This window comes from Bradyrhizobium lablabi, assembly GCF_018131005.1.
Classification (GTDB): domain Bacteria; phylum Pseudomonadota; class Alphaproteobacteria; order Rhizobiales; family Xanthobacteraceae; genus Bradyrhizobium; species Bradyrhizobium lablabi_D.
On the sequence record NZ_JAFCJK010000003.1, the window covers coordinates 96,413 to 120,075 of the forward strand.

At 59.3% G+C, this 23,663-nt stretch carries 17 protein-coding genes; 9 read left to right on the top strand and 8 right to left on the bottom strand.

The window, feature by feature from the left end; all coding sequences use genetic code 11:
- Positions 1-276 precede the first annotated feature (276 nt).
- A complete protein-coding gene (locus JQ553_RS10170) occupies positions 277-534 on the top strand; it encodes a hypothetical protein (RefSeq protein ID WP_212499807.1) in 258 nt (85 codons plus the stop codon).
- A 259-nt stretch (positions 535-793) separates the two neighbouring features.
- On the opposite strand, the gene JQ553_RS10175 is transcribed toward JQ553_RS10170, so the two are convergent.
- Positions 794-1,699, bottom strand: a complete 906-nt coding sequence (locus JQ553_RS10175) for a LysR substrate-binding domain-containing protein (protein WP_212499808.1) — start codon at positions 1,697-1,699, stop codon at positions 794-796.
- A gap of 123 nt (positions 1,700-1,822) precedes the next feature.
- On the opposite strand from JQ553_RS10175, the gene JQ553_RS10180 reads away from it, so the two are divergent.
- Positions 1,823-3,241, top strand: a complete 1,419-nt coding sequence (locus JQ553_RS10180) for an FAD-binding oxidoreductase (protein ID WP_212499809.1) — start codon at positions 1,823-1,825, stop codon at positions 3,239-3,241.
- Between the two features lie 370 nt (positions 3,242-3,611).
- Here the strand turns inward: JQ553_RS10180 and JQ553_RS10185 are convergent, their stop codons facing one another.
- The 3 genes from JQ553_RS10185 to JQ553_RS10195 all read right to left on the bottom strand — a co-directional run bounded on the left by JQ553_RS10185 (position 3,612) and on the right by JQ553_RS10195 (position 6,487).
- Complete coding sequence (locus JQ553_RS10185; protein WP_212499810.1) at positions 3,612-4,655, bottom strand: serine hydrolase; 1,044 nt, start codon at positions 4,653-4,655, stop codon at positions 3,612-3,614.
- Between the two features lie 184 nt (positions 4,656-4,839).
- Positions 4,840-5,052, bottom strand: a complete 213-nt coding sequence (locus tag JQ553_RS10190; protein WP_212499811.1) for a hypothetical protein — start codon at positions 5,050-5,052, stop codon at positions 4,840-4,842.
- A 172-nt stretch (positions 5,053-5,224) separates the two neighbouring features.
- Positions 5,225-6,487, bottom strand: a complete 1,263-nt coding sequence (locus JQ553_RS10195) for a patatin-like phospholipase family protein (protein WP_212499812.1) — start codon at positions 6,485-6,487, stop codon at positions 5,225-5,227.
- Positions 6,488-7,305: 818 nt separating this feature from the next.
- Here JQ553_RS10195 and JQ553_RS10200 point away from each other — a divergent pair.
- The 5 genes from JQ553_RS10200 (at position 7,306) to JQ553_RS10220 (ending at position 15,398) form a co-directional block, all read left to right on the top strand.
- Positions 7,306-10,662 carry an adenylate/guanylate cyclase domain-containing protein gene (locus JQ553_RS10200; RefSeq protein WP_212499813.1) on the top strand — a complete coding sequence of 1,119 codons (3,357 nt, stop codon included), beginning with the start codon at positions 7,306-7,308 and terminating at the stop codon, positions 10,660-10,662.
- Between the two features lie 247 nt (positions 10,663-10,909).
- Positions 10,910-11,362, top strand: coding sequence for an RbsD/FucU family protein (locus JQ553_RS10205; protein WP_212499814.1), 453 nt, complete (start codon positions 10,910-10,912; stop codon positions 11,360-11,362).
- Between the two features lie 249 nt (positions 11,363-11,611).
- A complete protein-coding gene (locus JQ553_RS10210) occupies positions 11,612-13,270 on the top strand; it encodes a sugar ABC transporter substrate-binding protein (RefSeq protein ID WP_212499815.1) in 1,659 nt (552 codons plus the stop codon).
- A gap of 73 nt (positions 13,271-13,343) precedes the next feature.
- Entirely contained in the window at positions 13,344-14,462 is a 1,119-nt protein-coding gene (locus JQ553_RS10215; RefSeq protein WP_212499816.1) for a carbohydrate ABC transporter permease, read from the top strand.
- Positions 14,463-14,495: 33 nt separating this feature from the next.
- Complete coding sequence (locus JQ553_RS10220) at positions 14,496-15,398, top strand: carbohydrate ABC transporter permease (RefSeq protein ID WP_212500352.1); 903 nt, start codon at positions 14,496-14,498, stop codon at positions 15,396-15,398.
- Positions 15,399-15,401: 3 nt separating this feature from the next.
- Here the strand turns inward: JQ553_RS10220 and JQ553_RS10225 are convergent, their stop codons facing one another.
- Together JQ553_RS10225 and JQ553_RS10230 are read right to left on the bottom strand one after the other, a co-directional pair.
- On the bottom strand, positions 15,402-16,247 hold the full coding sequence (locus JQ553_RS10225; protein ID WP_249144147.1) for an amidohydrolase: 846 nt from the start codon (positions 16,245-16,247) through the stop codon (positions 15,402-15,404).
- A complete protein-coding gene (locus tag JQ553_RS10230; RefSeq protein ID WP_212499817.1) occupies positions 16,247-17,284 on the bottom strand; it encodes an aldo/keto reductase in 1,038 nt (345 codons plus the stop codon). The genes JQ553_RS10225 and JQ553_RS10230 overlap by 1 nt, the downstream gene beginning before the upstream one ends.
- 339 nt (positions 17,285-17,623) lie before the next feature.
- Between JQ553_RS10230 and JQ553_RS10235 the strand changes: the two genes are divergently transcribed.
- Positions 17,624-19,234 carry an MASE4 domain-containing protein gene (locus tag JQ553_RS10235; protein WP_212499818.1) on the top strand — a complete coding sequence of 537 codons (1,611 nt, stop codon included), beginning with the start codon at positions 17,624-17,626 and terminating at the stop codon, positions 19,232-19,234.
- Between the two features lie 466 nt (positions 19,235-19,700).
- Here JQ553_RS10235 and JQ553_RS34900 read toward each other — a convergent pair whose 3' ends face one another.
- A complete protein-coding gene (locus JQ553_RS34900) occupies positions 19,701-20,945 on the bottom strand; it encodes a DEAD/DEAH box helicase (protein WP_283817244.1) in 1,245 nt (414 codons plus the stop codon).
- Between the two features lie 484 nt (positions 20,946-21,429).
- On the opposite strand from JQ553_RS34900, the gene JQ553_RS10245 reads away from it, so the two are divergent.
- Positions 21,430-22,491, top strand: coding sequence for a serine protease (locus tag JQ553_RS10245; protein ID WP_212499819.1), 1,062 nt, complete (start codon positions 21,430-21,432; stop codon positions 22,489-22,491).
- An 88-nt stretch (positions 22,492-22,579) separates the two neighbouring features.
- Here JQ553_RS10245 and JQ553_RS10250 read toward each other — a convergent pair whose 3' ends face one another.
- Entirely contained in the window at positions 22,580-23,662 is a 1,083-nt protein-coding gene (locus tag JQ553_RS10250; RefSeq protein ID WP_212499820.1) for a tyrosine-type recombinase/integrase, read from the bottom strand.
- Position 23,663 lies beyond the last annotated feature (1 nt).

Sequence of the window (23,663 nt, forward strand, 5' to 3'; positions counted from 1 at the left end):
CGCCCAGAACGGTGGCACGTCACGATGGCGCGGATCGCAGTGGCAGGCGCTGACCGGGCGGAAGGTGGCGACGCCGGAGCTGCGCTTCGTCGACGGTGCGGTCTCCCTGGGGCCCTGAAGCTCGCGCAAAACGACGCCGCTGTTGTGATCCTGGTTGTGACATCATCACCGAAGCGTGATTGCGCCACCCCTGCGTCAGGGAATGCCGACGCCTAACTATCAGCGATGTCAACGGACAGTACGGGTTGGGTTGCGTGTCAGTAACAAGAGGATAGCATGATAAGCTTGAAATTCTTGGGCGCAACGCTCGTTCTTTCCGCACTCCTTGCGACGCCCGCCGCGGCATGGCAGGCGGCCTCGGAGCCCGCCGCGGCTGCGGCCGCGGACCCGAACTTCTCGATCTATTCGAACAATGGCCGCGGATATTCCGCCTACGGGATGGCCTCGCAGGCAACACTCGGCGACGCGTCGGGACTGCATAGATCGGTACGGCCGCATCACCGAAATCACACCGCCGGCGTCAGGCGCTACTGATCAGGACTTCGAATCACAGGCCATCCTGATCGAAGGCACGCCGTACACAGGCCAACGCCTCGTCGTGATTTCCGACGAATGCGGGACCGACCGCATAACGATCTTAAGATGGTGCGAAGGGACTTCCGGCTTTTGGACCACGGAGCGTTCTGGCCGGTCGCCCATCACTCTCGAACCACCTCCCGGTAAGCGGATCATTTCACAATCCGCCTATCCTTCGCATCAGCGCCACAACCACCCCTCGGCTGCTAAGGGCAAGTCAGACGAGGCGTAACCAGGAAGAGAAGGCTTCGATGCTGGGATGCTCGGGATGATTGGGAACGTGAACAACGTAAAAACCATAGCCTGACAGCGACAGATCGTGAGCCTTGACGAGAACTCCGCTCTTGAGCTCGCGGCCAACGACCACATCGCTGAACATGGCGATGCCTTGACCTGCCACCACAGCATCAATTGCGTGCAGTTCTTCCCTGAAACTCAAGTCCCACGCTTTGTTGGTCTCGGGAATGCCGGGGTCGATCGATCGCGCGGTCGCGAGCCAGCGCGACCAGGTCGGCGCGTCACGGTCGCGGTTCATCCAATCGAAGTGAATCAATGGATAGTGCAAGAGATCGGCGGCACGATCGATTCGCTGTCCTCGCCTCGCCAATAATTCGGGACTGCATACCGGAAAGAACGTGTCGCGAAATATCTCCCTGCCGCTTAGATCGAGCGGCATGCGGCGCGCGTAGCGAATTGCGATGTCGGCTTCTCCGACGCGCAAATCGAGGACTGCGTCCGTCCCGATGATCTCCAATGGAATCTTCGGATAAGCCTCGCGCCACTTCGGCAGTCGCGGGACCAACCATCGGCTGGCAAAGGCATTGGGGCTTGTCACTCGCAAGCGCTTGTGACTGACGCGCGGGGACGCAGAGGCGATCGCGCTCGCAAACGCGTCGAAACCGTTTCTAACTACCGGAAAGAGTCGTTCCCCGGCGCTTGTCAATTCAAGGGGACGCGGGCGACGACGAAAGAGCGGCTGACCACAAATGTCCTCAAGTGTCCGAATCTGGTGGCTGATCGCGGTCGGCGCGACGCCGAGTTCCTGGGCCGCCTCGCGGAAGCTCATGTGCCTTGCGGCAGCCTCGAAGGCGCGCAGCGATCCCAAAGGCGGAAGCTTTCGCATTCCGTAAGCGTAGGTGAATTCAGCTCATCTGGCGACTCAATAATTCGATTTTGCGGGCGATTGAGCAACGTGGGACGCTCCTTGCCGTTGCGCTGCGTCGCAGCAGCAGAACGGGAGGCCGCCATGGACGCAACCAGGTTTACAGAGAGCGACAACGGTGTATTGGGCCCGCAAATTTGTGACGCCGCCCTCCTGAGGCGAACGGTCCGCGGCGAAGTGGTCGCGCCGGGCGATGTGGCCTACGACCAGGCGCGAAAAGTGTGGAACGGCATGGTCGACCGACATCCAGCGGCAATCGTCTACTGCGCCGGCCCTGACGACGTTGCTGCGGCGGTCAATTTCGCGCGGTCGCACTCCCTGCTCGTCGCCGTGCGGGCCGGCGGCCACAACATCGGGGGCTCTTCGGTGTGCAACGATGGCCTCGTCATCGATCTCTCGCGCATGAAGCAAATCGAAGTCGATCCGAACAAACGAACCGCGCGAGCCCAGGCAGGGCTGAATCTCGGCGAGTTTGATGCCGCAACTCAGGCATACGGTCTTGCGACAACGATGGGAGTCAATGCCGACACTGGCATTGCCGGGCTGACGCTTGGCGGCGGCTTCGGCAAGCTCGGGCGCAAATATGGTCTTTCCTGCGATAATCTGGTCTCAGCGGAGGTCGTCACGGCGGACGGTCGACTGTTGCACACGAGCGCTGCGGAACATTCCGATCTATTCTGGGCGATCCGCGGCGGCGGCGGTAATTTCGGAATCGTCACGAGCTTTGAGTACCGGCTGTTTCCAGTCGGTCCCGTATTGTTGGCGGGCTCGATCGCGTACCCCTACGAGCGGGCGCACGACGCGATGCGCTTCTACCAGGCCTTTGCGAGCACGGCCGCGGACGAGTTGAGCCTGGATGCGGCGCTAGCGACGACGCCATCGGGCGAGCGGGTCTTCAGCATTTCGGCCTGCTATATCGGTCCAATCGATGAAGGCGAGCGGATCCTCAAGCCGCTGCGCGGATACGGAGCGCCAATCCAGGATCAAATTGCGCCGCGTTCTTATGTGGAGATCCAGTCCGCCGGCGATGCCATCTTTCCGCGCGGCCGTCGTTATTATTGGAAGGCACAGTTCCTGCGCGAACTGTCCAAGGCGGCGATCGATACACTCTTGAACGGATACGCGACCGCCCCCGCGGAATCGCTGCTTGTGCTGCAGCATGTCGGCGGAGCGATCGCGCGCATACCGGTCGACGCCACACCTTATGCGAACCGTGATGCGCTGTACGATTGCTTCCCCATTGCCATCTGGGACGATCCGGGTGAGGACGCGATGCGCATCCGCTGGGCGCGCGAGTTGTGGGACGCCATGCGACCTTTTTCGACCGGCGGCGTCTACGCAAACAATCTCGGCGAGGAAGGAATGGAGCGCATAGAGGCAGCCTACGGCGAGAACTATGTGCGGCTGCTTGCGCTCAAGAACAAATATGATCCGACGAATTTCTTCCGGCTGAACCAGAATATCGCGCCGACAGCGCAAACGACCCGCGGACGCGCCGATTGATCGCTGGCAAGTCGAAACGCCGCTGAGGCGTTCGCACTGCTTTCAGATCTGCTCAGGGACAAGAGGCGGCGTCAGTCAGCGTCGCGACAAAGTCGGCTTTAGCATGAGGCGGACATCACGGATGTCAAGTCAAATGTCCGAGACAGAAGCCGACATTCACATGATGCGATGCCAGCGCTCGTTGATCTGTTGCCATGTCCCGTCTGCCCGGATGGAAGCAATTACGGAGGTGAAGCGGGTGAGCAGAGGCGCGCACAAATAACGCTGAAGTCGAACAATTTTAATCGCTCTGGTGTGATGGAGAGGGGAAGTATGCATCAGCGCGCCCCTCTTGCAAGCTTGGGCCGCTCAATCGGCCGGGAGTTCAGACCTACAGTCGCGATAGCGCCGGTAGGATGCGATAGCGGGCGATCTCATGCGGAAACTCGCCGCGGTTTGCCAACAGAAGCACTCCGATCTTTCGCGCAGGCACAAGCCCCATATAGGCCGACGCGTTGTTCAGGCCCCCCGGCTTGTCGACGATCTCCACGCCGTCAATTTCGACGTTTTCCCAAGCCATCGCCTGCCCGAACTTTTCGTCGATGCGAACTATCTGCCTTTGGGTCATTCGCAGAGCCTCGCGCAGCTGTGGATCGGCCACGTTTCCGTCAATGCAGGCGGCCATGAACCTGGCGAGATCCTGCGCGGAGGAGAACATTTGTCCGGTGCCCGGAAAATCGAAGTAGCTCTGCTGATTTCCGATCGGACCAATCGGCTTGCCTTGGTCGGAGTAGCCCTGAACGGCTTTCTGCAACAAGTCCGCCGGCATAATCGCACGGTTGTCAGGCCCACGTTCCGGGATCAGCGTCGAGTGCATGCCAAGGGGCGTTAGTATGCGGTCTTTCATCAGCTGTGCGATCGGGAGGCCGTAACGGCGCTCAAGCACCAGCTGCAGCAGGACGTAACCGGCATGCGTATAGATGCGCTGCTTGCCAGGTTCCTCGCCGTCGGGCGGGGTCCAGGCATTCAGCATGTCAATGAATTCGGGCAAGGAATATGAGACGTTCGGCCACGGCGGATGATCAGTGGGTAGCAAGAGAGCGGAGGTGTGGGTAACGAGCTCGCCAATGGTCACCCGACGAATATAGTGGCCGTTCAATTCGGTGAGATATTTGCTGACGGGCTCATCCAACCTCAATTCGCCGCGGATCACACCTATCGCGACCAGTGTAGCTTCGAACACCTTCCGTACGGAAGCAACGTTAAAGAGCGTGTCCGACGTGACGGGCAGCTTCTCGGTCTGCTCGGCCAGCCCGAAGTTAAGGAACTGCATCCTGCCGCCGGCGTAAACCGCGGCGGCGACACCGCCCGGATGCTCGGCCGTCGCCGCGGGAGCCAGGCTCTCCGTCACGATCTCTCGGACATGCGCGTCCATCTCACTATCCGCGGTCACGGCTCGTACCCCCACGAGCATGACAAGCAAGAGGGATAGACCTGTGCTCGCGCCGCAAATCCATGACTTTATCGACATCGCGGGCGTTCGGACCGGTACGCTAGTTCGCTCTCACCGCCGGCCCTGGCAGGCAAGCAAGCGATCTGAACGATTGGAACATCGGAAATTACCACGGTTGTTGTAGGCCCAAGCCATATTTCGGATCGCCGTCGTAATCCTTCCTGTGGAAGGAGCCGCGGCCGCGGTTTTTGAAGGGCTCGACGCGTTCAGCTGCCGACTCGTTTGCATCGTCGACGATGCGGCTGCAAGCCGCGCCCCCGACCTCGGGCTTGTCGGCGCTGACGGCGCACTCATCCCGGTCGGCTGGCGTAGCGGCCAACGCCGGCATCGCAAGCAGGAGGCCCACGCAAAGAAGCAGTCCATCTGATCCACGCGCTGCCATGCCGTTACCTTCCGCCTCGCGCTCCGACGCAACGCGTACCGGGTGATGACTTTATTCAACGCCGTAATGCCCCGCGGAGGCCTGCTTGATCCGCTCAGGTTGGACGTTGTCAGGCCGCCACGTCAATCTTGGGTTTCTGTCTTCCGCGTGCGGGAGGGCTCCCATTTATGAACCGTGGCTCTCTGTTTTCGCTCGCAAATGTTTGACCCTCTTTCTTGTACGTTTCGATTGCTTTCATTGCGGCGCTCTTGCCGAGGTCTCGGCCCCTTTCTAAATTGCTGTGGTTCCATTTGAAGTCGATGTGATGCGGCACGTGAATCTCGACGACGGTACCGTTCCACTCCTTCCCAGATGGCAGCGTGTCGCACGCGACATGATATTCGAACAGTTTCACATCGTCCTCCCCGACGGTGGCTGCGAACAATTGGCAAAGATTTGCCAACGCATCGTGCAGGTTCTTTGGTTCATGAATTTGCTTCCTGTCGACAATCCTGCATACCCATATCTCGTCGAGATCAGGGTGCTCTTCGAGGAGGTCTAAGAAATTGACCGTGTCGACTAGAGCTCCTTCGCAATACGTGGTCCCCCTTATGTCGACGGTTTCCTCGACGAACGGAAGGGCTGAACAGGCACACAGGGTGGATCCGTTAATGTCTCCCTCATACCGCTCGCTCTTCATTTTCCAATTGGCAAAAAGCGCGAGATCCTGCTTGTGAAGATCGAAGGCATTGTGAAATATGTGCGGGACACCCTGCCCGTACAGCCTGTCGAAACGTATGCTCTCCATAAAGCGGCTGTTTGGATAATTGATTCTGGAGAGACCATTAACGTCGGACAGGAACATCATAGAGGTCAGATAGCGGACAAAGGGGTGAGGCGCCAAGACCTGATTGAGAATCCAGCCATTGATGTCTCCGATGTCCCATTTGATTCTGGGGTCAGAAAGCATCGATATGGTTTCGAAAAAGGCCCGCGTCATTCTATGCGGCAGCCACACACCCTGATAGTTGTTAAGATCCGAGATGAACTTCCAGAACGCCTCTGTGTTGCCGAACCAGTTCGTTCCAAACACAGAATTAATGGGAAAACGACTGTAGCTCTCGTCGTCCCGAAATATGTGGGTTTTGAAGAAGTCGTATGCCTGGCCAGCCTTGTTCGGCCCATCGTACTGGTTGTAAACGATGCCGACCCAGGCACCAATGCAGGATAACGACCACACATCAAAAGTAATCTCGGGAGCGTACTTCTCAAATGCCTTCAGAATCCCGAGATGCAATCCTGCTGCCGGCCCACCTCCTCCGAGCGTGATCGCTCTCTTTGGTCGCTTCTCACCCCCTTCGGAAGCAATAATTTCTGTTTGGCGTGTGGGCATCGGAGTCCTCCTTTGTCTCATGCAAAAGGAGCGGACGCGCTTCTGCAGTGTGTGCGAGAGCTAAGAAGCTGCGCTAACTCTGCGCTTACGATTCACTATTCCGCCCCGACTATGATGACGTGTTCGTAACTGCTGGTTAGAGCCATTGGCTCGGTCGGTCCCTTCAACTTATTCCAGGCGAGAACGCTGCGGCCTTCGACCGTCGCGGAGTTTTGGTGGCCGCCGTTGCAGTGGTCAGTACGGTTAGAGCGATCTATCGGTCGCGGCCTTTGCAACGGACGCGATCCGGGCGTCGCCTCATCCACCTCCCCGTTGACCCAAGGCCGCGCTTGCGCTGAATAGCACGGTGGTCGCGTTGTAGCTGTGATGCAATTCACAGAGCACGCGGTGTTGGATTGGCGAGATGCAGATCAATGCCAAGTCGGCCATTTTCGACCGAGTGAGCGGGCTTTGCTGACTCTGTTGGGAGTTGATTTCAAGGCAACAACTCATTCCAGCGAAGCATCTTTTCAGTGAACCATTTTTTTTGCTGCGAGGACTAATCTCCGAGCGGAAATTCACCGCTCGCCATGTCGAGCGGCATCGAAGACACGATTCGTCGCTCCCCGGCTGCAATTCGGTCGCATGCAGCGGTTGTCTTTCTGCTGACTTAGTCCGGAAGAAGTGAGTTGGCGCTTGCCGCAACCCTCACCATCGTACCTTTTTGGAGGAGATACCATGACCAGATTCGGTTGGGCTCGGTGCAGGGCGGGATGATTGCGCTTGGAAGCGATACTTGCGGGAGCTGAGGACCGAGCCCAGGGAGGAGCCAATTTGCCATGAGGGGCGTCACCGAGTGGCTCGAATCGATCGGCTTGTCAGAGTATGCCCAGCGCTTCGCCGAGAACGGCATTGACCTCTCGGTCGTCCGCGACCTGACAGACCAGGACCTCAAGGACCTCGGCGTCCTGTTGGGTCATCGCCGCAAGATGCTGCGCGCGATCGCGGAGCGTGATGACGCAGCCAGGCCTGAACCGGCGGAAACAGCGACCGAACTGAGGCGACCGGATGAAGGCGAGCGGCGCCATCTCACGGTGATGTTTTGTGACTTGGTTGGCTCCACGGCCCTTGCGGCGCGGTTGGACCCGGAGGACATGCGAGCGCTAATTGGCGCGTATCGAACCAGTATCGCAGAAGTCATAGGCCGTTATCAGGGAAGGATTGCTCGCTATATGGGTGACGGTGTGTTGGTCTACTTCGGCTATCCGCAATCACATGAGGATGATGCCGAACTGGCGGTGCGCGCCTCACTCGCACTCATTCATGCCGTAGCGAGCATCCGGAATGCCGCCGCGGCATTGCAGATTCGCATCGGAATTGCGACGGGCACCGTGGTCGTAGCCGAGCTGCTGATTGAGAATGTTCCGGCAGAGCGAGAGGTTGTTGGTGAGACGCCGAACCTTGCCGCGCGCCTGCAAGCGATGGCCGAGCCGGGGACTGTGTTGATCTGCGCGTGCACGCGCCGGCTCACCGCGGGAGAGTTCCACTACCGCGACCTCGGTCCGGTCGCGCTGAAAGGCTGGGAGGAGCCGCTCGGAGTCTATCAGGTGCTGGAGATGAGCGGTGTAGAGAGCCGTTTCGAGGCCATGCACACCACCAAGCTGCCGCCGCTGTTCGGGCGTGAGGAGGAAATAGAGCTGCTGTTACGCCGCTGGCGACAAGCTACACAGGAAGAAGGCCGGGTGGTGACGCTTACGGGAGAGCCGGGTATTGGCAAATCTCACATTGCTTTGGCGCTCAATGAGCGGCTCCAGGGGGAATCACACATCACACTGCGCTATTTCTGCTCCGAGCATCATACCCAGAGCGCCTTGTTCCCGTTTATCAGCCAGCTCGAACGTGCGGCCGGGTTCAAGCACAGCGACTCACCTCAGGAGAAGCTATCCAAACTGGAAGTTCTACTCGCGCAATCCACGCACGATCCCGAACACCTGCCAGTTCTCGCCAATTTGTTGGCGCTGCCGACCGATGATCACTACCGACTGCAAGACCTCACGCCACAAAAACGCAAAGAGAAGACCTTTGCGGCACTATTGGCCCAGCTCGATGGGTTAGTGGCGCAGCGGCCGGTTTTGCTCATTTTCGAAGATGTACACTGGATTGACCCAACCTCGCTTGAGCTCCTCGTAGCTACTGTGGAGCACGTGCCGCAGCTTCGGACACTCTTGCTGATCACGGCGAGGCCTGAATTCACTTCGCCCTGGCCGAGCTATCCCCACACCACAACGATCCGGCTGACTCGCCTTGGCCGACGCGACGGAACAGCGTTGGTCCTGCGGGTGACCGGTGGCAAACCGCTCCCCAAGGAGGTTATGGAGCACATTCTCGCACATACCGATGGGGTGCCGCTATTCGTCGAGGAACTAACGAAGATGGTGCTGGAAGGCGGCTTGTTGCGAGAACGGGAGGGTGAATATGTTCTCGAGGCGCCTCTACCGTCGTTGGCGATCCCAACCACGTTGCAAGCTTCGTTGATGGCTCGTCTTGACCGGTTGTCACCGGTGCGGGACGTCGCCCAAATCGGAGCCGTCGCAGGTCGCGAATTTCATTACGAACTTGTGAGTGCCGTCGCCTGGCTGCCGAAGCAGAGATTGGACGAGGCGCTCGACCAATTGGTGCGCTCGGAACTGTTGTTCTGCCGGGGTGAAATTCCACACGCGGTCTACACCTTCAAACACGCGCTGGTGCGGGACGCCGCCTACTCGGGACTCTTGAAGGGCCGACGCGCAACGCTGCACGCCAGCATCGCCGACGCCTTCGAGCAACGGTTCCCGGAAATTGTGGAGGCTCAACCCGAAACTCTCGCGCACCATCTCACGGTGGCGGGACTGTTTGAAAAAGCGGGAGGATATTGGCTGCAGGCCGGTAAGAAGGCCGCCATGCGCTCCGCCAACCTCGAAGCCATCGTTCACCTGCAGCGAGGAATCGAGACCTCGGTTCATTTGGTCGACGGGGCACGGAAGGACAGGCTGGAGCTTGATTTCCAATTCGCTCTGGGACCCTGCCTGATAGCTACCCAGGGCCCTGCCTCGAACAAGGCGGTGGCGACGTTCACGCGTGCGCGCGAGTTGTGCGAGCGCCTCGGAGATCCCCCGGAGCAGCTGCAAGTCATGTTTTGGTTGGCCACCGCGAGCGTTATTCGCGGTGAGTTGCCGGTTGCCGAGGAAATGGTCGCGGTCCTGCTCCATCTCGCCGAGGCGCGCGGCAATCGACCAGCGTTGCTCAACGCAATGCGGGGGCAAGCCATGATTCGGCTTTTCATGGGACATCTCACCGGTGCCCGCGACGCGATCGAACGGGCCGTTGAGGCGTTTGACGCAAGCACCGAGGAGGAGAGACTGGAGGCCCGTGCAGCTGGCCAGGATGCCGGAGTGGCGGACCTTGCCCTGATGTCTTGGGTTCTCTGGCTGCTCGGCCATGTCGACACGGCACTCACACGAATGGACGCCGCTATTCAGCGGGCAGACAAGATCGCTCATCCACATTCGCAGGCTTATGCTTGCTACTATGCGTCTGTTCTCCACGCTCTTCGCGGCGAGCTATTGACTGCGCACCGCTACGCTGAACGCTGTCTCACCTTGTCGGAGGAACACGGATTCCGGCAATGGCGAGGATTGGCGCGCGCAGTCCGAGGGATATGCGCGACCTTTCTTGACCCTTCATCCAGCGCACTCGAGGAAATCCGGACCGCGATGAATGAATATCGTGGCGCTGGGTATCAGCTGGGCATCACGGCACTGTACGTGCTCTTGTGTCCGGCCTTGTTGTTGAGCAATCAATGCGAGGCCGCGGTGGAGCTGATCGAGCAGGGCCTCGCTACGACCAGTCGTAATAGCGAACGGGTTTTTGAGGCCGAATTGTATCGCCTGAAAGCGCACGCGCTGCTTGTCCGCGGCGCACCGGAAGCCAACACCGAGGCGCAATCACGGCTCGATCAGGCATTGACCACGGCAAGAAGCCAACGCGCTAAAGCCCTCGAACTTCGCGCTGCGATGGACCTTGCAGCCCTATGGATCGACCAGGGCAGGCGCGAGGAAGCGCTCGAACTGCTCGAACCGATCTACGCCTGGTGTACCGAGGGCCTTGAAACGCACGATCTGAAGAAGGCGAAGGCTTTGCTCGATCGGCTGCGGTGATTTGCGCTGTCGCCTGTCCAAAACCGCGGCGGATCCAGGGCGTATCATAAGGCCGGTTCTGGGAGCGTGGCTCGGCTTTGGTCACTAACGGACATCCAGCCCCTTCTCGACCTTGGTCCCTCAGAACCCGAAAGCGGACATTATGGCGCGCTGGCGACGGGCTGGCGACTGAGACGGCGGCGTTGGCAGTCGCGGCGGTCGATTGATATCTTTCAGATATATAAGAGAAGCCACGGGGAGGTCCAACGTGCTGAAATCGATCGATCCCTTTCTAAACGCCGACGTGCTCTACGCGTTACGCTCCATGGGGCACGGCGACGATCTCGTCCTTTGCGATACCAACTTTCCGGCCGACTCTGTCGCCCGCCAGACTGTGCTCGGGCGATTGCTTCGCATTGACAATGTCACCGCCGCGCGCGCCGTGCGCGCCATCCTTTCGGTCATGCCGCTCGACTCCTTTGTCGACACGCCCGCCCTGCGGATGGAAATCGTCGGCCAGCCCAACGAAGTTCCTCCTGTACAAAGCGAAGTTCAGGCCGAGGTCGATGCGGCTCAGGGCCGTGCCTCACCCATGGCCGGCATCGAGCGGTTTGCTTTCTATGATCTTGCGAAGAAGGCCTATTGCGTCGTCCAAACTGGCGAGCGCCGCTTCTATGGCTGCTTTGTCTTCAAGAAGGGCGTCATCGGGCCCGAGGCGTGACGCTACGGCGGTCATGCTAGCGGCGGAGTAATCTCGTGGCGCGGCCCGTACGCGCGCCGATCTCTGCTGATGGTTCCATCGGCGTGGATTCGTTGACATTGATCAACGCCGTTGCATACTCAAAACCGCGCCTGCCCACCTGTCCTGCGCCACCAAGAGCGCAGCAATACATGCGTCTGTGAACGACATGTCCTGAAGAAACGGTGCCCGACTTCGCGGCAAAGAACATCAACAAAGGGAGGTTTCGTGATGAAACAGCAAGAGCACGATCAGCATTCGCTGATGCGGCCTGACCGTCGCACCGTTCTCAAGGGCGCGGCAAGTGCCGCCGCACTCGGCACGACCGGTGCACTGGGCGCGTTCTCCGATCTTGCACTGGCGCAGGACGATCTGCGCGCAAAAATCCTGCAGATTCCAGGTGTCGGCAAGGGCGCGCCGACCGATTCCGACTGGCAGAAGGTCGGAGAACTTTGCCTCGGCCCGACCAAGGCAGGCGTGAAAGAAGGCGAGTTCAAGGGCGTCGAGCTCTCCTTCATGGGACTCAATAATCAGAACCTCCACAACCTGCTGTTCCGCGGATTCCTGAAGCCATGGGAGGCCTATACCGGCGCGAAAATTTCCTGGATCGATCTTGCGCAGGCCGACTACAACCCGCGCCTGCAGCAGGCGATCGCGACCGGCACCGTCGACTTCGACGTGCTCGAGATGGGCGCTCCTTTCGAGGGCGATGTGTGCGGTAAGGGGCTGGCCTCGGAGATGCCAGAGTGGGTCAAGAAGCAGATCGACATCGATGACTACGTCGAATATCTGAAGCCGCCAGTCGGGACCTGGAACGGAAAAACCTATCGCGTCACCATCGACGGCGACTGCCACAATTTCAACTACCGGACCGACATCTTCTCCGACGCGACACTCGCCAAGGCGTGGAAGGACGCCGGCAACACCAGCGAATGGGGCATGCCGAAAACCTGGCAGCAGGTGCAGGCCGTCACGAAATTCCTCAAGGGCAAGAAGTTCAAGGGCCAGAACGTCTACGGCTATCTCGACGCGCCAAAGCCCTGGGGTGGGTTCGGGTTCTATTTCCTCGGCAGTCGCGCCACGGCCTATGCCAAGCATCCCGACGACAAAGCCTGGCTGTTCGATGTCGACACAATGAAGCCACGCATCAACAATCCGGCCTGGGTCCGCGCCATTCAGGACGTCATCGACGCGCTACCCTCCGAACCGGCCGATCAACTCAACGCCGATCCGAATACTACCGGCTTCCAGCAATTCCTGGCCGGAATCGGCTCGATGATTCCCTGGTGGGGAGACATCGGACAGGTCGCGAAGGCGAGCGACACGTCGGTGGTCGGCGACGTCGTCGGCTTCGACATCCTTCCCGGTTCGGACGACGTCTATAATTCCAAGACCGGCAAATGGGACAAGCTCGCGAGCGGACCGAACCATGCGCCGAACTGCGCCTATCTGGGCTGGGGCATTTACGTGATGGCTCGTGTCAACGGCGACGCGAAGAAACACAAGGCGGCCTGGAGCGCTGCCGCCCATCTCGGCGGCAAGGACCTGTCGCTGTGGATGGTGATGTATCCGTCCGGCTTCCAGGTTCACCGGACCAGCCATTCCAATATCGACGAATGGGTGGCCGCGGGCTACGACAAGAAATACATCACCTCCTATCTGAACTCGCAATTCAACTCGTACAATCATCCCAATCGGGCGGTTGAGCCGCGCATTCCCGGCATCTTCCAGTACTACAGCATTGCAGAGGACGAACTGACCAAGATCTTCGCTGGCAAGGTGGACGCTCAGACCGGCGCTAACAACATCGCCGCAGCCTGGGAGAAGTTGACGGACCAGCTCGGCCGCGAGAAGCAAATCGGGCTCTACAAGGCTTCGCTTGGCGCGTAGTCCTCTACCTCACTGGGGCTGGTGCCGCTTTCGGCACCAGCCGAAACTTTCAAGGCGACAGAGCGCGATCTTGATGCAGGACACATCACCGGCGGCGGCGGTCCGGCACGACAAGGTCGCTTGGCAACGTATCGCTGCCACCCGAAAAGCCCTGGGGCGAGGATTCGTCGTCCTGGCCTCGCTCGTGCTGGTGACCGTGCTGGTCGTGCAGATCCTGCATGTGAGTGGGACGATCACGCCCGGGTTTTCGGACTGGCGGCCGGTGCTCTATGGCTATGTCCTGTGGTCCGTCGCGCTCGGCGTCGGACAGGTGATGGCCCGCGGCGAACGTGGTCTGCGCGCGCTTTTCCTCTTGCCGGCAGTCCTGTTCACTGTGGCGGTGGTGATTTTTCCTTCTCTGTTCGGATTCTACATCGCCACACTGGACTGGAACCTGTCCTCGCTCGAAGGTCCGCACTTCAACGGTCTCAGCAATCTATACGCCCTGTTCCATGACGACTATTACTGGAATGCGCTGGGCAACATGATCTTCTACACCCTGTCCGTGCTTGGCGAATATGCGATCGCGTTCGGGCTGGCGCTGCTTCTGAATGCCGAGATCCGCGGACGGAAATTCTTTCGCGTCGTATTTCTGCTGCCGATGATGCTGAGCCCGGTCGCCGTGAGCTGGATGATCGGCAAATCACTGATGGAATACCGTTTCGGCCCGGCGGCGACGCTGGCGCGCGATCTCGGTTGGGACAATCCGGCGTTTTTCGCCGCACCTTGGATTGCGCGATTCAGCATCCAGGCGATGGATGCCTGGGTCTCGATTCCCTTCATCATGATCATTCTGCTTGCCGGGCTGCAGGCAATGCCGAAGGAAGTGCTTGAGGCCGCCAAGGTCGACGGCGCCAACGGCTGGCAGTCGTTCTGGCATGTCACCTTCCCGATCATGCTGCCGGTCAGCATCACCGTGCTCATCATCCGCATCATCTTCAAGCTGAAGCTTGCCGACATCGTGATCAACGTAACGGCGGGAGGCCCCGGCGGCGCAACCGATACGGTGTCGAGCTTCATCTATCGCGTCTATCGCGACCGCTCGAATGTCGGATACGGTACAGGGCTCGCGATCTTCTATCTGCTGCTCATCATCGTTTTCCTCACGGTACTGTTGCGCCTGTCCCATCGCTGGACGCAAAGAGTCAGCTGACAAGGAGCTATCCACTTGACCACGGTCGCATCAGTGCCGGTCCGCAAGCGTCGTGGAGCACTCGGCGCGAGAAGGTTCGCAAGCCGCGTTCTGATCTACGCCGCGCTGATCTTCTGGACGTTCATCTGCCTTTTCCCGATCTACTGGACGGTCACGACCTCGTTCAAGTCAGCCGTCGACGTGACGCAAGGCCACCTGATCCCCTGGCTCGATTTTCTGCCGGACTGGAAAGGCTGGCGCTCGCTCGGACTATCGCCCGATACAATTCTGAAGACGTCTACCGCCCGCACCGAGTTTATGAGCCGTTTCGTCAACAGCATCCTCACCTCGGTCGGCGCTTCGCTGCTGGCCCTGGTACTGGGGTCGCTTGCGGCCTACGGCCTCAGTCGCTTCCGTTACAAGTTCGCCTGGATGCGCAACGATGACATTTTGTTTTTCTTCATGTCCCAGCTGATCCTGCCGCCGGTCGTGCTGGCGCTTCCGTTCCTCGTTCTCTACAAAGCATTGGTGCTGCTCGACACGACGCTCGGGCTGATCCTGCTATACACGCTGACCGTGCTACCGATCGTGATCTGGATCATGCGCGACCAGTTCAACTCGATCCCGATCGAGCTCGATGAGGCAGCCTTCGTCGATGGCCTGTCGGTCTGGGGCGCCTTCATCCGCATCATTCTGCCGCTCGCCATTCCGGGCATGGCCGCCGCCTTCATCCTTTCGCTGGTGCTGTGCTGGAACGAATATTTCTTCGCCGCGCTGTTGACCAGCACGGATGCCAAGACCTTGCCCGTCATGGTGGCGAGCCAAACCGGCTCGCAGGGGATAAACTGGTGGTCGATGGCGGCCCTATCGACGGCTGCCATCGCGCCGCTCGTTCTGATCGGCATTTTCCTTGAACGCTACATCGTCAGCGGCCTGACCACGGGCGCGGGAAAATAGCCTTCAGCGCGTCTGCCGTCCGCGTCGCCCGAGATAGACCCGCGTGGCATTGCGCCCGAAAACATTGGCCTTTTCGTCCGACGACATATCCCCAAGCAAGGTCTCGGCGGCTGCAAACCAACGTTCATAGCCTCCCGCTAGATTGACGACCGGCCAGTCGCTTCCCCAGATCAGACGTTTCGGCCCGAAGCAGGCGCGGACATGGTCCACGGCCTCACGCAAATCGTTGAGTTGCCAATCCGGCGCGGCTTCCGTCACGAGACCCGATAATTTGCAGACGATGTTGGGCCGTTTGGCGAGCAGCGCGACGTCTTCCTTCCAGCCGTCGATATCCCGGCTCCTGAGCCCCGGCTTGGCACAATGATCCAGCACGAATTGCAGATCGGGATGGCGGTCGACCACCTGCACGAGTCTCAGCACGTGGCGCGGCAGCACCAGCGCGTCGAACACCAGACCTTGTCTGGCCATTGCCGCCAGCAACGGGACCAGTTCCGACCTCAACAACCAATCGTCGTCCGCGATGTCCTGCACCATCGGCCGCAAACCAACCAACAGCTTCTTCTCCGCCAGGGCTTCGATGCGTTCCACAGCATCGCCGGCCTCGAAATCCGCCCATCCAACCACGCCGCGTACCACATCTGCCGCTTCGGCAATATCGAGCAGGAAGATCGTCTCGGCCTCGGTCGGCGCTGCCTGCACCAGGATCGTGCCGTCGATCCTTGCCGCAGCCAGAAGCGGTGTCAGGTCCGCAAGATGGAAGTCGCGATAAATCGGCGCGAGATCGGATGTCAGCCAGCCGTAATCGCCGCGCGCGCGCGTCCAGAGGTGATGATGCGCATCGATCCGCATCAGGCCGGCACCGATGATGGGACAGGCGCGTTCGCGTCAAGAAGGTGCTCAGTCTTCAGATCGCTCCATAGCCCAGCGGGCACCCGGCTGGAGAGTGCCGCCACATTGCGTTCGACCTCGCGCGGGGCTTGCCCGCCCAGCACCAGGCTGGCAACGGCAGGATGCCCAAGCGCGAAATGCAATGCCGCGGTGGGCAAGTCCACATTGTGCGCGGCGCAAACCCGCTCGATCTCTGCGACCTTCTTCATGATTTCAGGCGGCGCATCGCGATAATTGTACTTGGCGCCACTGACCGCGCCAGTTGCGAGAATTCCCGAATTGAAGACACCGCCAAGCATGACGCCGATTCCCTGTTGCTGCGCGAGCGGCAGAAATTCCGATAGGGCCGGCTGCTCCAGCAGCGAATAGCGCCCGGCGAGCAGCATGGTGTCGAACGATCCGGCCTTCGCAAAGCGCACGCACATGTCGGCTTCGTTCACGCCCACACCGATACCCTTAACCACACCCTCGCCGCGCAACTTATCGAGCGCGAGATAGGCGCCGCTCATGGCTTCATGAAAGCGCTGCTCAATCGCGTCCGCGCCATGAGTCCAGACATCGACATCGTGGATCAGGAGCAAATCGATCCGGTCGGTCCCCAGCCGCAGCAGCGATTGCTCCACCGAGCGCATCGTTCCATCATAGGAATAGTCGAATATGGCCCGGTGCGGCTGTCCGCCGACAAATCCGGAATTGTCCGCCGGGAATTGAAACGGATCCATCCAGCGGCCAACCTTGGTGCAGAGCACGATATCCCGGCGCGGCACTCGCCGAAGCGCCGTCCCACAGCGGTGTTCGGCAAGGCCGCGCCCGTAAAGCGGTGAGGAATCGAGCAGATTGACGCCGAGCGCGAAGGCCCGTTCGATCGTCGCAATGGCGATGTCGTCGGCAAGCCGAACAAAGAGATCGCCAAGCGGTGCCGTCCCAAATCCAAGGACGGAGATTTCGAGCCCGGTCCGGCCAAGGACTCGACGGGGCAATGCGGAGACTGCGTCCATTTGGATCCCTTTCAGCCGAACGGCGCTGTATCGGATTGGCCCTCAGCAGCCGCTCGCGAATCTGGGCTCTCACTAATCGCGTTTCCACAAGGATTTGATCGGCACGCCTCAGTAGCAGATCCGTAATCGCGATGTTAGCACATTGAACCCTGCCGGCGTTGAGCATGACAGCGGCCTAAGACGGACATCGCCGGAGGTCCGAGGAGCGCCGGGACGCGGACCGATTGATTTACTCGATCATCTCGACCGCCGAGACGAGCCCTTCACCCGGGAAGAAATGGTAGGTAGGCTTCGAGCCGTGGTATCATTTCCGTCTGCCGTTATTGCCGGGGATCTGGGGTGAAGGGGTCGAACAGAAGTCACGTCGACCGGAGATCGGATCGCGATTTTCCGATCGCAATTGCGACTATTCCAGCTACGGTAGAACAGCGTCGAGCAGCGGTTGGTGTCATTATCGTCCTGGTGATCGTGGCGGCAGCAGTTGCGCCGTTCGCCGGTACGCAGCTGCCTCGCGTTGATGCGTTTGTGCCGGTACTTCAAACAGTTCTAGCCGTCGCGGATCTCATCACGGCAATTCTCCTTTTTGCGCAATACCGGATATTGCCAGAGCGAGCCCTCCTTGCGGTGGCGTCCGCCTACCTTTGTAGCGCCTCGTTCGCTTTTTTGCAGACGCTAACATTTCCCGGCGCCTATGCTCCGTCAGGGCTCATCGGCGACGGCTTCAACAGTCCGGCTTGGTTTTTCGTTCTATGGCACGCGACCTTTCCGCTAGGGATTTTGGCCTACACGCTTCTGAAGGATGGACCTGAACCCGTACTGAAAGTCGGCGGATCGGCCGCCACAATGATCGTTCTCACAGTTCTCGGCGTGCTCATCGTCGTCTCTGGATTGGCATGGCTCGCAACAGCAGGCGTTGGAAGCCTTCCGGCCTTCTACACGGACAGCGTCATCCGGCAAACTAATCTAGGAAATCAGGTCAATGTCGGCTTGTTGCTTTGGTACAGCATCGCACTGGTGGTGTTGCTGGCTCGTACACGGACAATTCTCGACGTTTGGCTGATCGTGATCTTGGTGGCGTGGATGCCGAACTTTTTGGTTGCTGCGCTCGCCAGTTCCGTAAGATTCTCTCTTGGTTGGTACGCGGCTCGCGGCTTTGCGCTCATTGCGAGCTTCCTGCTGCTGAGCGTGCTGCTGACCGAAATGACAGTACTGTATTCCCGCCTGGCTAACGCATTCTCTCTGTTGCGCCGTGAACGCGCCAACCGGCTCATGAGCGTGGACGCGGCGACCGCAGCAATCGCCCATGAAGTGCGCGCGCCACTAGGGGCAATCACCCTCAACGCAAGTACTGCGCTAGCACTTCTTCGATCCAAGCCAACCGAATTGGAAGAGGTCGACGTCATACTCAAGGATATTGAGAGGGATACGCTGCGAGCGAGCGCTGTCATTTCCGGCGTCCGGGCGTTGTTCAAGGAAGCGACGGACAACCGGACGGCCGCGAATCTATCTGACTGTGCTCGGCAGGTGCTGAATCTTGCAGAAGCGGAATTGCTCGCCAATCAAGTCACCGTAACAACGGAACTTCTGGATAATTACGGGCAAGTTCATACCGATCCGGCGCAGCTTCAACAGGTCGTTTTGAACCTTGTCAGGAATGCCATTGATGCGATGGTGTCGGTGACTCCTGATAACCGGCGATTGGCGGTGGCAACCGAGATCAGGAGAGGATCGACTGCCGTGCTAACTATCCAGGACACGGGCGTCGGCATCGCTGAAGAAGATCATGATCGCGTTTTTGATGCGTTCTTCACCACGAAGACTTCGGGTATGGGATTGGGTCTCGCGATAAGTCGAACAATTGTGGAAAGCCACGGGGGAGCTTTGCGTCTGGTTGGGTCGGGACCAGCGGGATCAACGTTTGAGGTCACCTTACCAATTAACCCAAGGTAACCCGGAGTCACCGGCCCTCTTGCCCTTCCTGGCCAAGATGGGGGTACCCGTCGATTGCAGGCCGCACGGTCTGCGTAAGACGTTCGGTCGCTTGCTCGCTGATGCCGGGGCTACCGCTCACGAGATCATGGCTGCGCTCGGACATCTGACGGTTGGCAGAAGCGGAATGTTACGTGCGCGAGGCCGATCGACGGCGCGGCGGACGCCGCGCGATCATGAAGCTTGAGGATCACGAGGCGAACAGAACTCCCCAAGCCTCTACGTACCGTTTGGGGGAACAGTCGAAAACCGAAGGAAAATCAAGATGAGGGAAAGACAGTTGGCGCTCCCTAGGGGAATCGAACGCCGGTCCAGGAAGACACTGAAATTCAAATGAAAATCAGCTTGGCTGCCTCGTCATTGCTACCACATGGTGCTACCACCAATCAATTGGCGGTGGATACTCCGACGGCACCGTTAGTGGCCTTTACATAATCAACCGCTGCACTAGCGCCGACTCACTTGAGTAGGTCAAAAGCGCCTCGTGGGTTGCCCGGGTAACCCCAACATACGTCAGTCGAACACATTCCTCGACCGGTTCGCCGTGGCGGCCGAGCAAGCCCAACCCTGCAATAGCGACGCACGGAAACTCGAGTCCTTTCGCGGTGTGCAAGCTCAACAGCCGCACCGCTACACGCTTCGTCGAAACTCTGTTCTTGTTGTTCTTGGCCATATCGATCGGCACTTCATGCTTGGCGAGTACCTGAGCAACCCGCTCCCCAATCCAGTGCTCCGGATAAAGGCAAGCCATTTGCGGCCACTCGTACCCCGCCTTTTTCCGCCCGAGGAACCACTCGGCGATGCAGTGAGCTTCTGCCTCGATGCTCACACACTGCCGCACTTCTGGCACCAGTCCCTGCCGACCCGCATCTTCGGGCAATAGGATGGCGTGCTCATCATCGGCTATCGTTCCAGGAGCGCCGATTACGTCCGAAGCGAAGCGTCTCGCGAAGGAAACGATTTGGGCGGTGTTGCGATAGTTAATTTTTAGCACGGTCGTTCTGCCCTGCGCCTCAATTCCGAGCTGCCTCCACACTGGGCGCTCACGCCCCTTGTAGATGGCCTGTATATCGTCGTAGACGACCATCAGCGCATTCGTGCGTGGGTTCACCATCTTGGCCGCAAGCGCTAGCCATTGCGGCTCGAAGTCGTGTGCCTCGTCGATTAGGACCGCGTCGTACTGTTCTGTTGGGATATGCCCCTGATCCACAGCCTTCACGACCTCTGAAACGCTCGCAGCCAGCCGCTTTTCGTAGTCCGGATATTCTCGCTCGGATGGGACGGGAATCCCATAAGTCCGCAGCATCCAGTAACACCACGAATGAAAGGTGCGGACCTGAACACGGTCCTCCACGCCGCGATTCTGCATGGTATCCTCAAGCCGCCCGGCGATACCGTTGGCGTAGCACAGGATGAGCACCGGCTTGGTCGCCGCGCGCGCCAGATATTCGGCTCGAAAGGCAAGGATCAGTGTCTTACCCGATCCAGCGACGCCGCGAATAATTCGATGCCCTTCTCCCAAGCTGCGCGCGATCTGTTCCTGATGCATGTCCATCGCTGCAAGCGTCCGGTCTGACGGATCAGGCACCATCGGCTCGTCCAGAGGCAGGGCAATTTGTCGTATGCGGATTTCGGGAAAGAGCAGCGCGCGCAGCCGGTCGAACTGCGGCATCGACAGAGGCTCTCCGAGACCGTCTCCGATCAACTACATCCGCGTCTCTCCGCATCGCCCCGCTCCTGCCAAACAAACGGCCTCCAAGGGCGACGCGGAGAGGAGCTGATAGGTTCCAGCGTGGCCAATGCCGGCATGGACGACCGCAGGCGGTGGCTCGAGAGTTAAGATGCCCTCTCAAAAGGCCATCGCTCTAACGACCACTCTACGATTTTACTAGCTCTCGTTGACAGATCATCTGGTGGCCATCGATCGCTGGAAGAGGTCGAGCGCTACACTAAGGCGGCGGATCGGAAAAAACTGGCCGATGTGGCAATGGCGAAGTTGAAATGATTATGAACGGAGATCAAAGCGATCAGATCGGGATTCTAAAATCGCTTTGGAAAAAGAACCAGGCGGGAGTCTGGGTCGTACATGACATTAAGGGAATCAACCTAACCCCCGCGAAGGCTTTGAAGCAGACTACTTTAAAATCAAAGACGAAATGGTTCTGCTCACTCAACAGCCGGGGCCGGTGATACGCGATTTTTTCACTACGTTTGGCCACACAGAATTTCTGATTAGACAGAGCATCGTTCCCATCGTTGCCTGGAACGATGGTGATAGAGGAATGCGCTGCATCGGAACGGGCTTCTTCATAAGCGCATCTGGTCTTCTAATGACAGCGGCCCATGTCGTCAGAGACCCGATAGATGACCAGTGCGCAGACTTCACCCAAATCGGCGATAACGCTTTCAGGTTCGACAAATCCTTGCACATGGGTGTTTTGCTTCCCGCTAACCCGGCGATGAAAACCGCCCCTCCTCAAGTGTTCAACGGGCCAGATGAAATTCGCGACGCAGACTCATTCATTGCACCTATCGAGTGGGCCATGCATTGGGGGCAGGAAGTCGTCGGACCTTTGTTTCACATGAAGCCAGAGTACAAACTCGATCTCGACATCGCGGTTTGCAAGGTCAGGGAAAATCAAATAGGCGGCTCGTACCAACCGCTCAATGTCGGTCAACACGATTTGAAAATCGGCGACCGTGCAGTCGCAATTGGATACGCCGAGATGGAGAATATTCAGTTTGGCGAGCGGGCGGCTTATCAGCCGTCATTGGTTGTATCCGTCGGCTCAGTTACGAATATCTATCCAGATAACATCACAAAAAAGGAGGCTACGACGCCGGGGCCATGTTTTGAGTTCGACGCGAAAATTCCGGGAAAGATGAGTGGTGCCCCAATTCTTGTTGGGTCGGGCGTCATTACCAACGGAGTCGTTAGCCGAAGCTGGCAAGATGAAAGGCGCGCTAGCGGCGGTCTGATAGCTCCGATGATGGGTTTGAGCTTAGCGAACGGAAAAAGCCTCCTCCAAATCGTACAGGATGGAAGCGAAGGAATGGCTCAAATAATGGGACGAGAAACTTTGATCGTGGTGCTCAGAACCCGGTGCCGCGAAGAACGGTTCATGATCAAACACTGTCCCACCCAGAACCGAGGTGGGACAAACCGGGGGAAAATCCCCTTTAGTTCAATGCTAAATTTTGGGAATGGCGCTCCCTAGGGAAATGGCAATCTTTTGAAAAATCAATGGCTTGGCGGGAGCGGTTAGCCACTTAGTTGCTAGGGCGTTCCCGGAACCCTGGCTAACCCTATTTCGGGCGCCGCCAGTTCATAAGCGGTTCCATGGCCAGCGCGGCCATGATCTCCTGTTCGGCCTCCCGGCTGTAGAGCTCGGCATGTTCCATGTTGTCGTGGCCGAGCACGTCCATCAGCCCCCGGGTCGTGGCCTTGTGCAGGGCGAGCTGCTTGCCGAGGGTCTTCCGCAGGCCGTGCAGGGTATAGCCGGGCGGGAGGCCGGCCGCCTTCGTCCATTGCCGCATTCGGACCGACAGCCCCTTGGCGCTGAACGGCTTGCCCCAGGCCGTCAGGACGACAAACTCCCGATCTTCAAAGTCGTTGATTGCATTGATTGCATCGCGCAGGTTCGGATGAATCGGCAGCACCAGTTTCTTGCCGGTCTTCTGCTGCACCACGTTATGGGCCGATGGTTTGAAGTCGGCCGGCTTCACCTTCGTCACGTCCGATCGGCGGTGGCCGAAATAGAGCGCCAGCGAGTAGACGAGGCGCGGCGTCGAGCCGATCGGCCAGTGTGCCTCGAACTTGTCGAGCATCTCGTCGGGCCATGCTTTCCAGCCGCCGTATCCGGGGCGGTATTTCACGCGATAGGTCGGGTCGTTCTCGATCCATTCCTGATCGAGCGCGACGGCGATAAGCTTCCGGATGACGCGCAACAGGTGCGAGGCTGCGTGCGGCGTGTCGGAGCGGCGCGCCAGCAAGGCCTTGACGTGTTTCCTTTTCAGGAAGGCGACGTCGACATCGCCGAAGGTCAGCGGCTCGCCTTCGATGATCTCCGATGTCAGGAATCGCTCGATGATGCGGGTCTGCGCGCCTCTGATGTCGGGGCCGAGCGCTTTCCAGTCCGGATCCTCGGCGCGCAGGAGGCGCCACGCCGCCTTGAACGAATGCGGCGCCGCCGCGGTCGGCAGCTGCACCACGGCCGCCGGCGCGGGCAAAGGCCGGCCCTGCACGGCTGCTAGATAGGCTGCCTCGTTGGCCTCGCTCTCGGCCGGGTCGCCAGGGAGCTGCACGACGCGATTGCCGCGACGGTAGCGCCAGCGGCGCTTGCCGTGGCGATCCCGATAGGATCCCGCCCCTGGAAATTCGTCTATCATA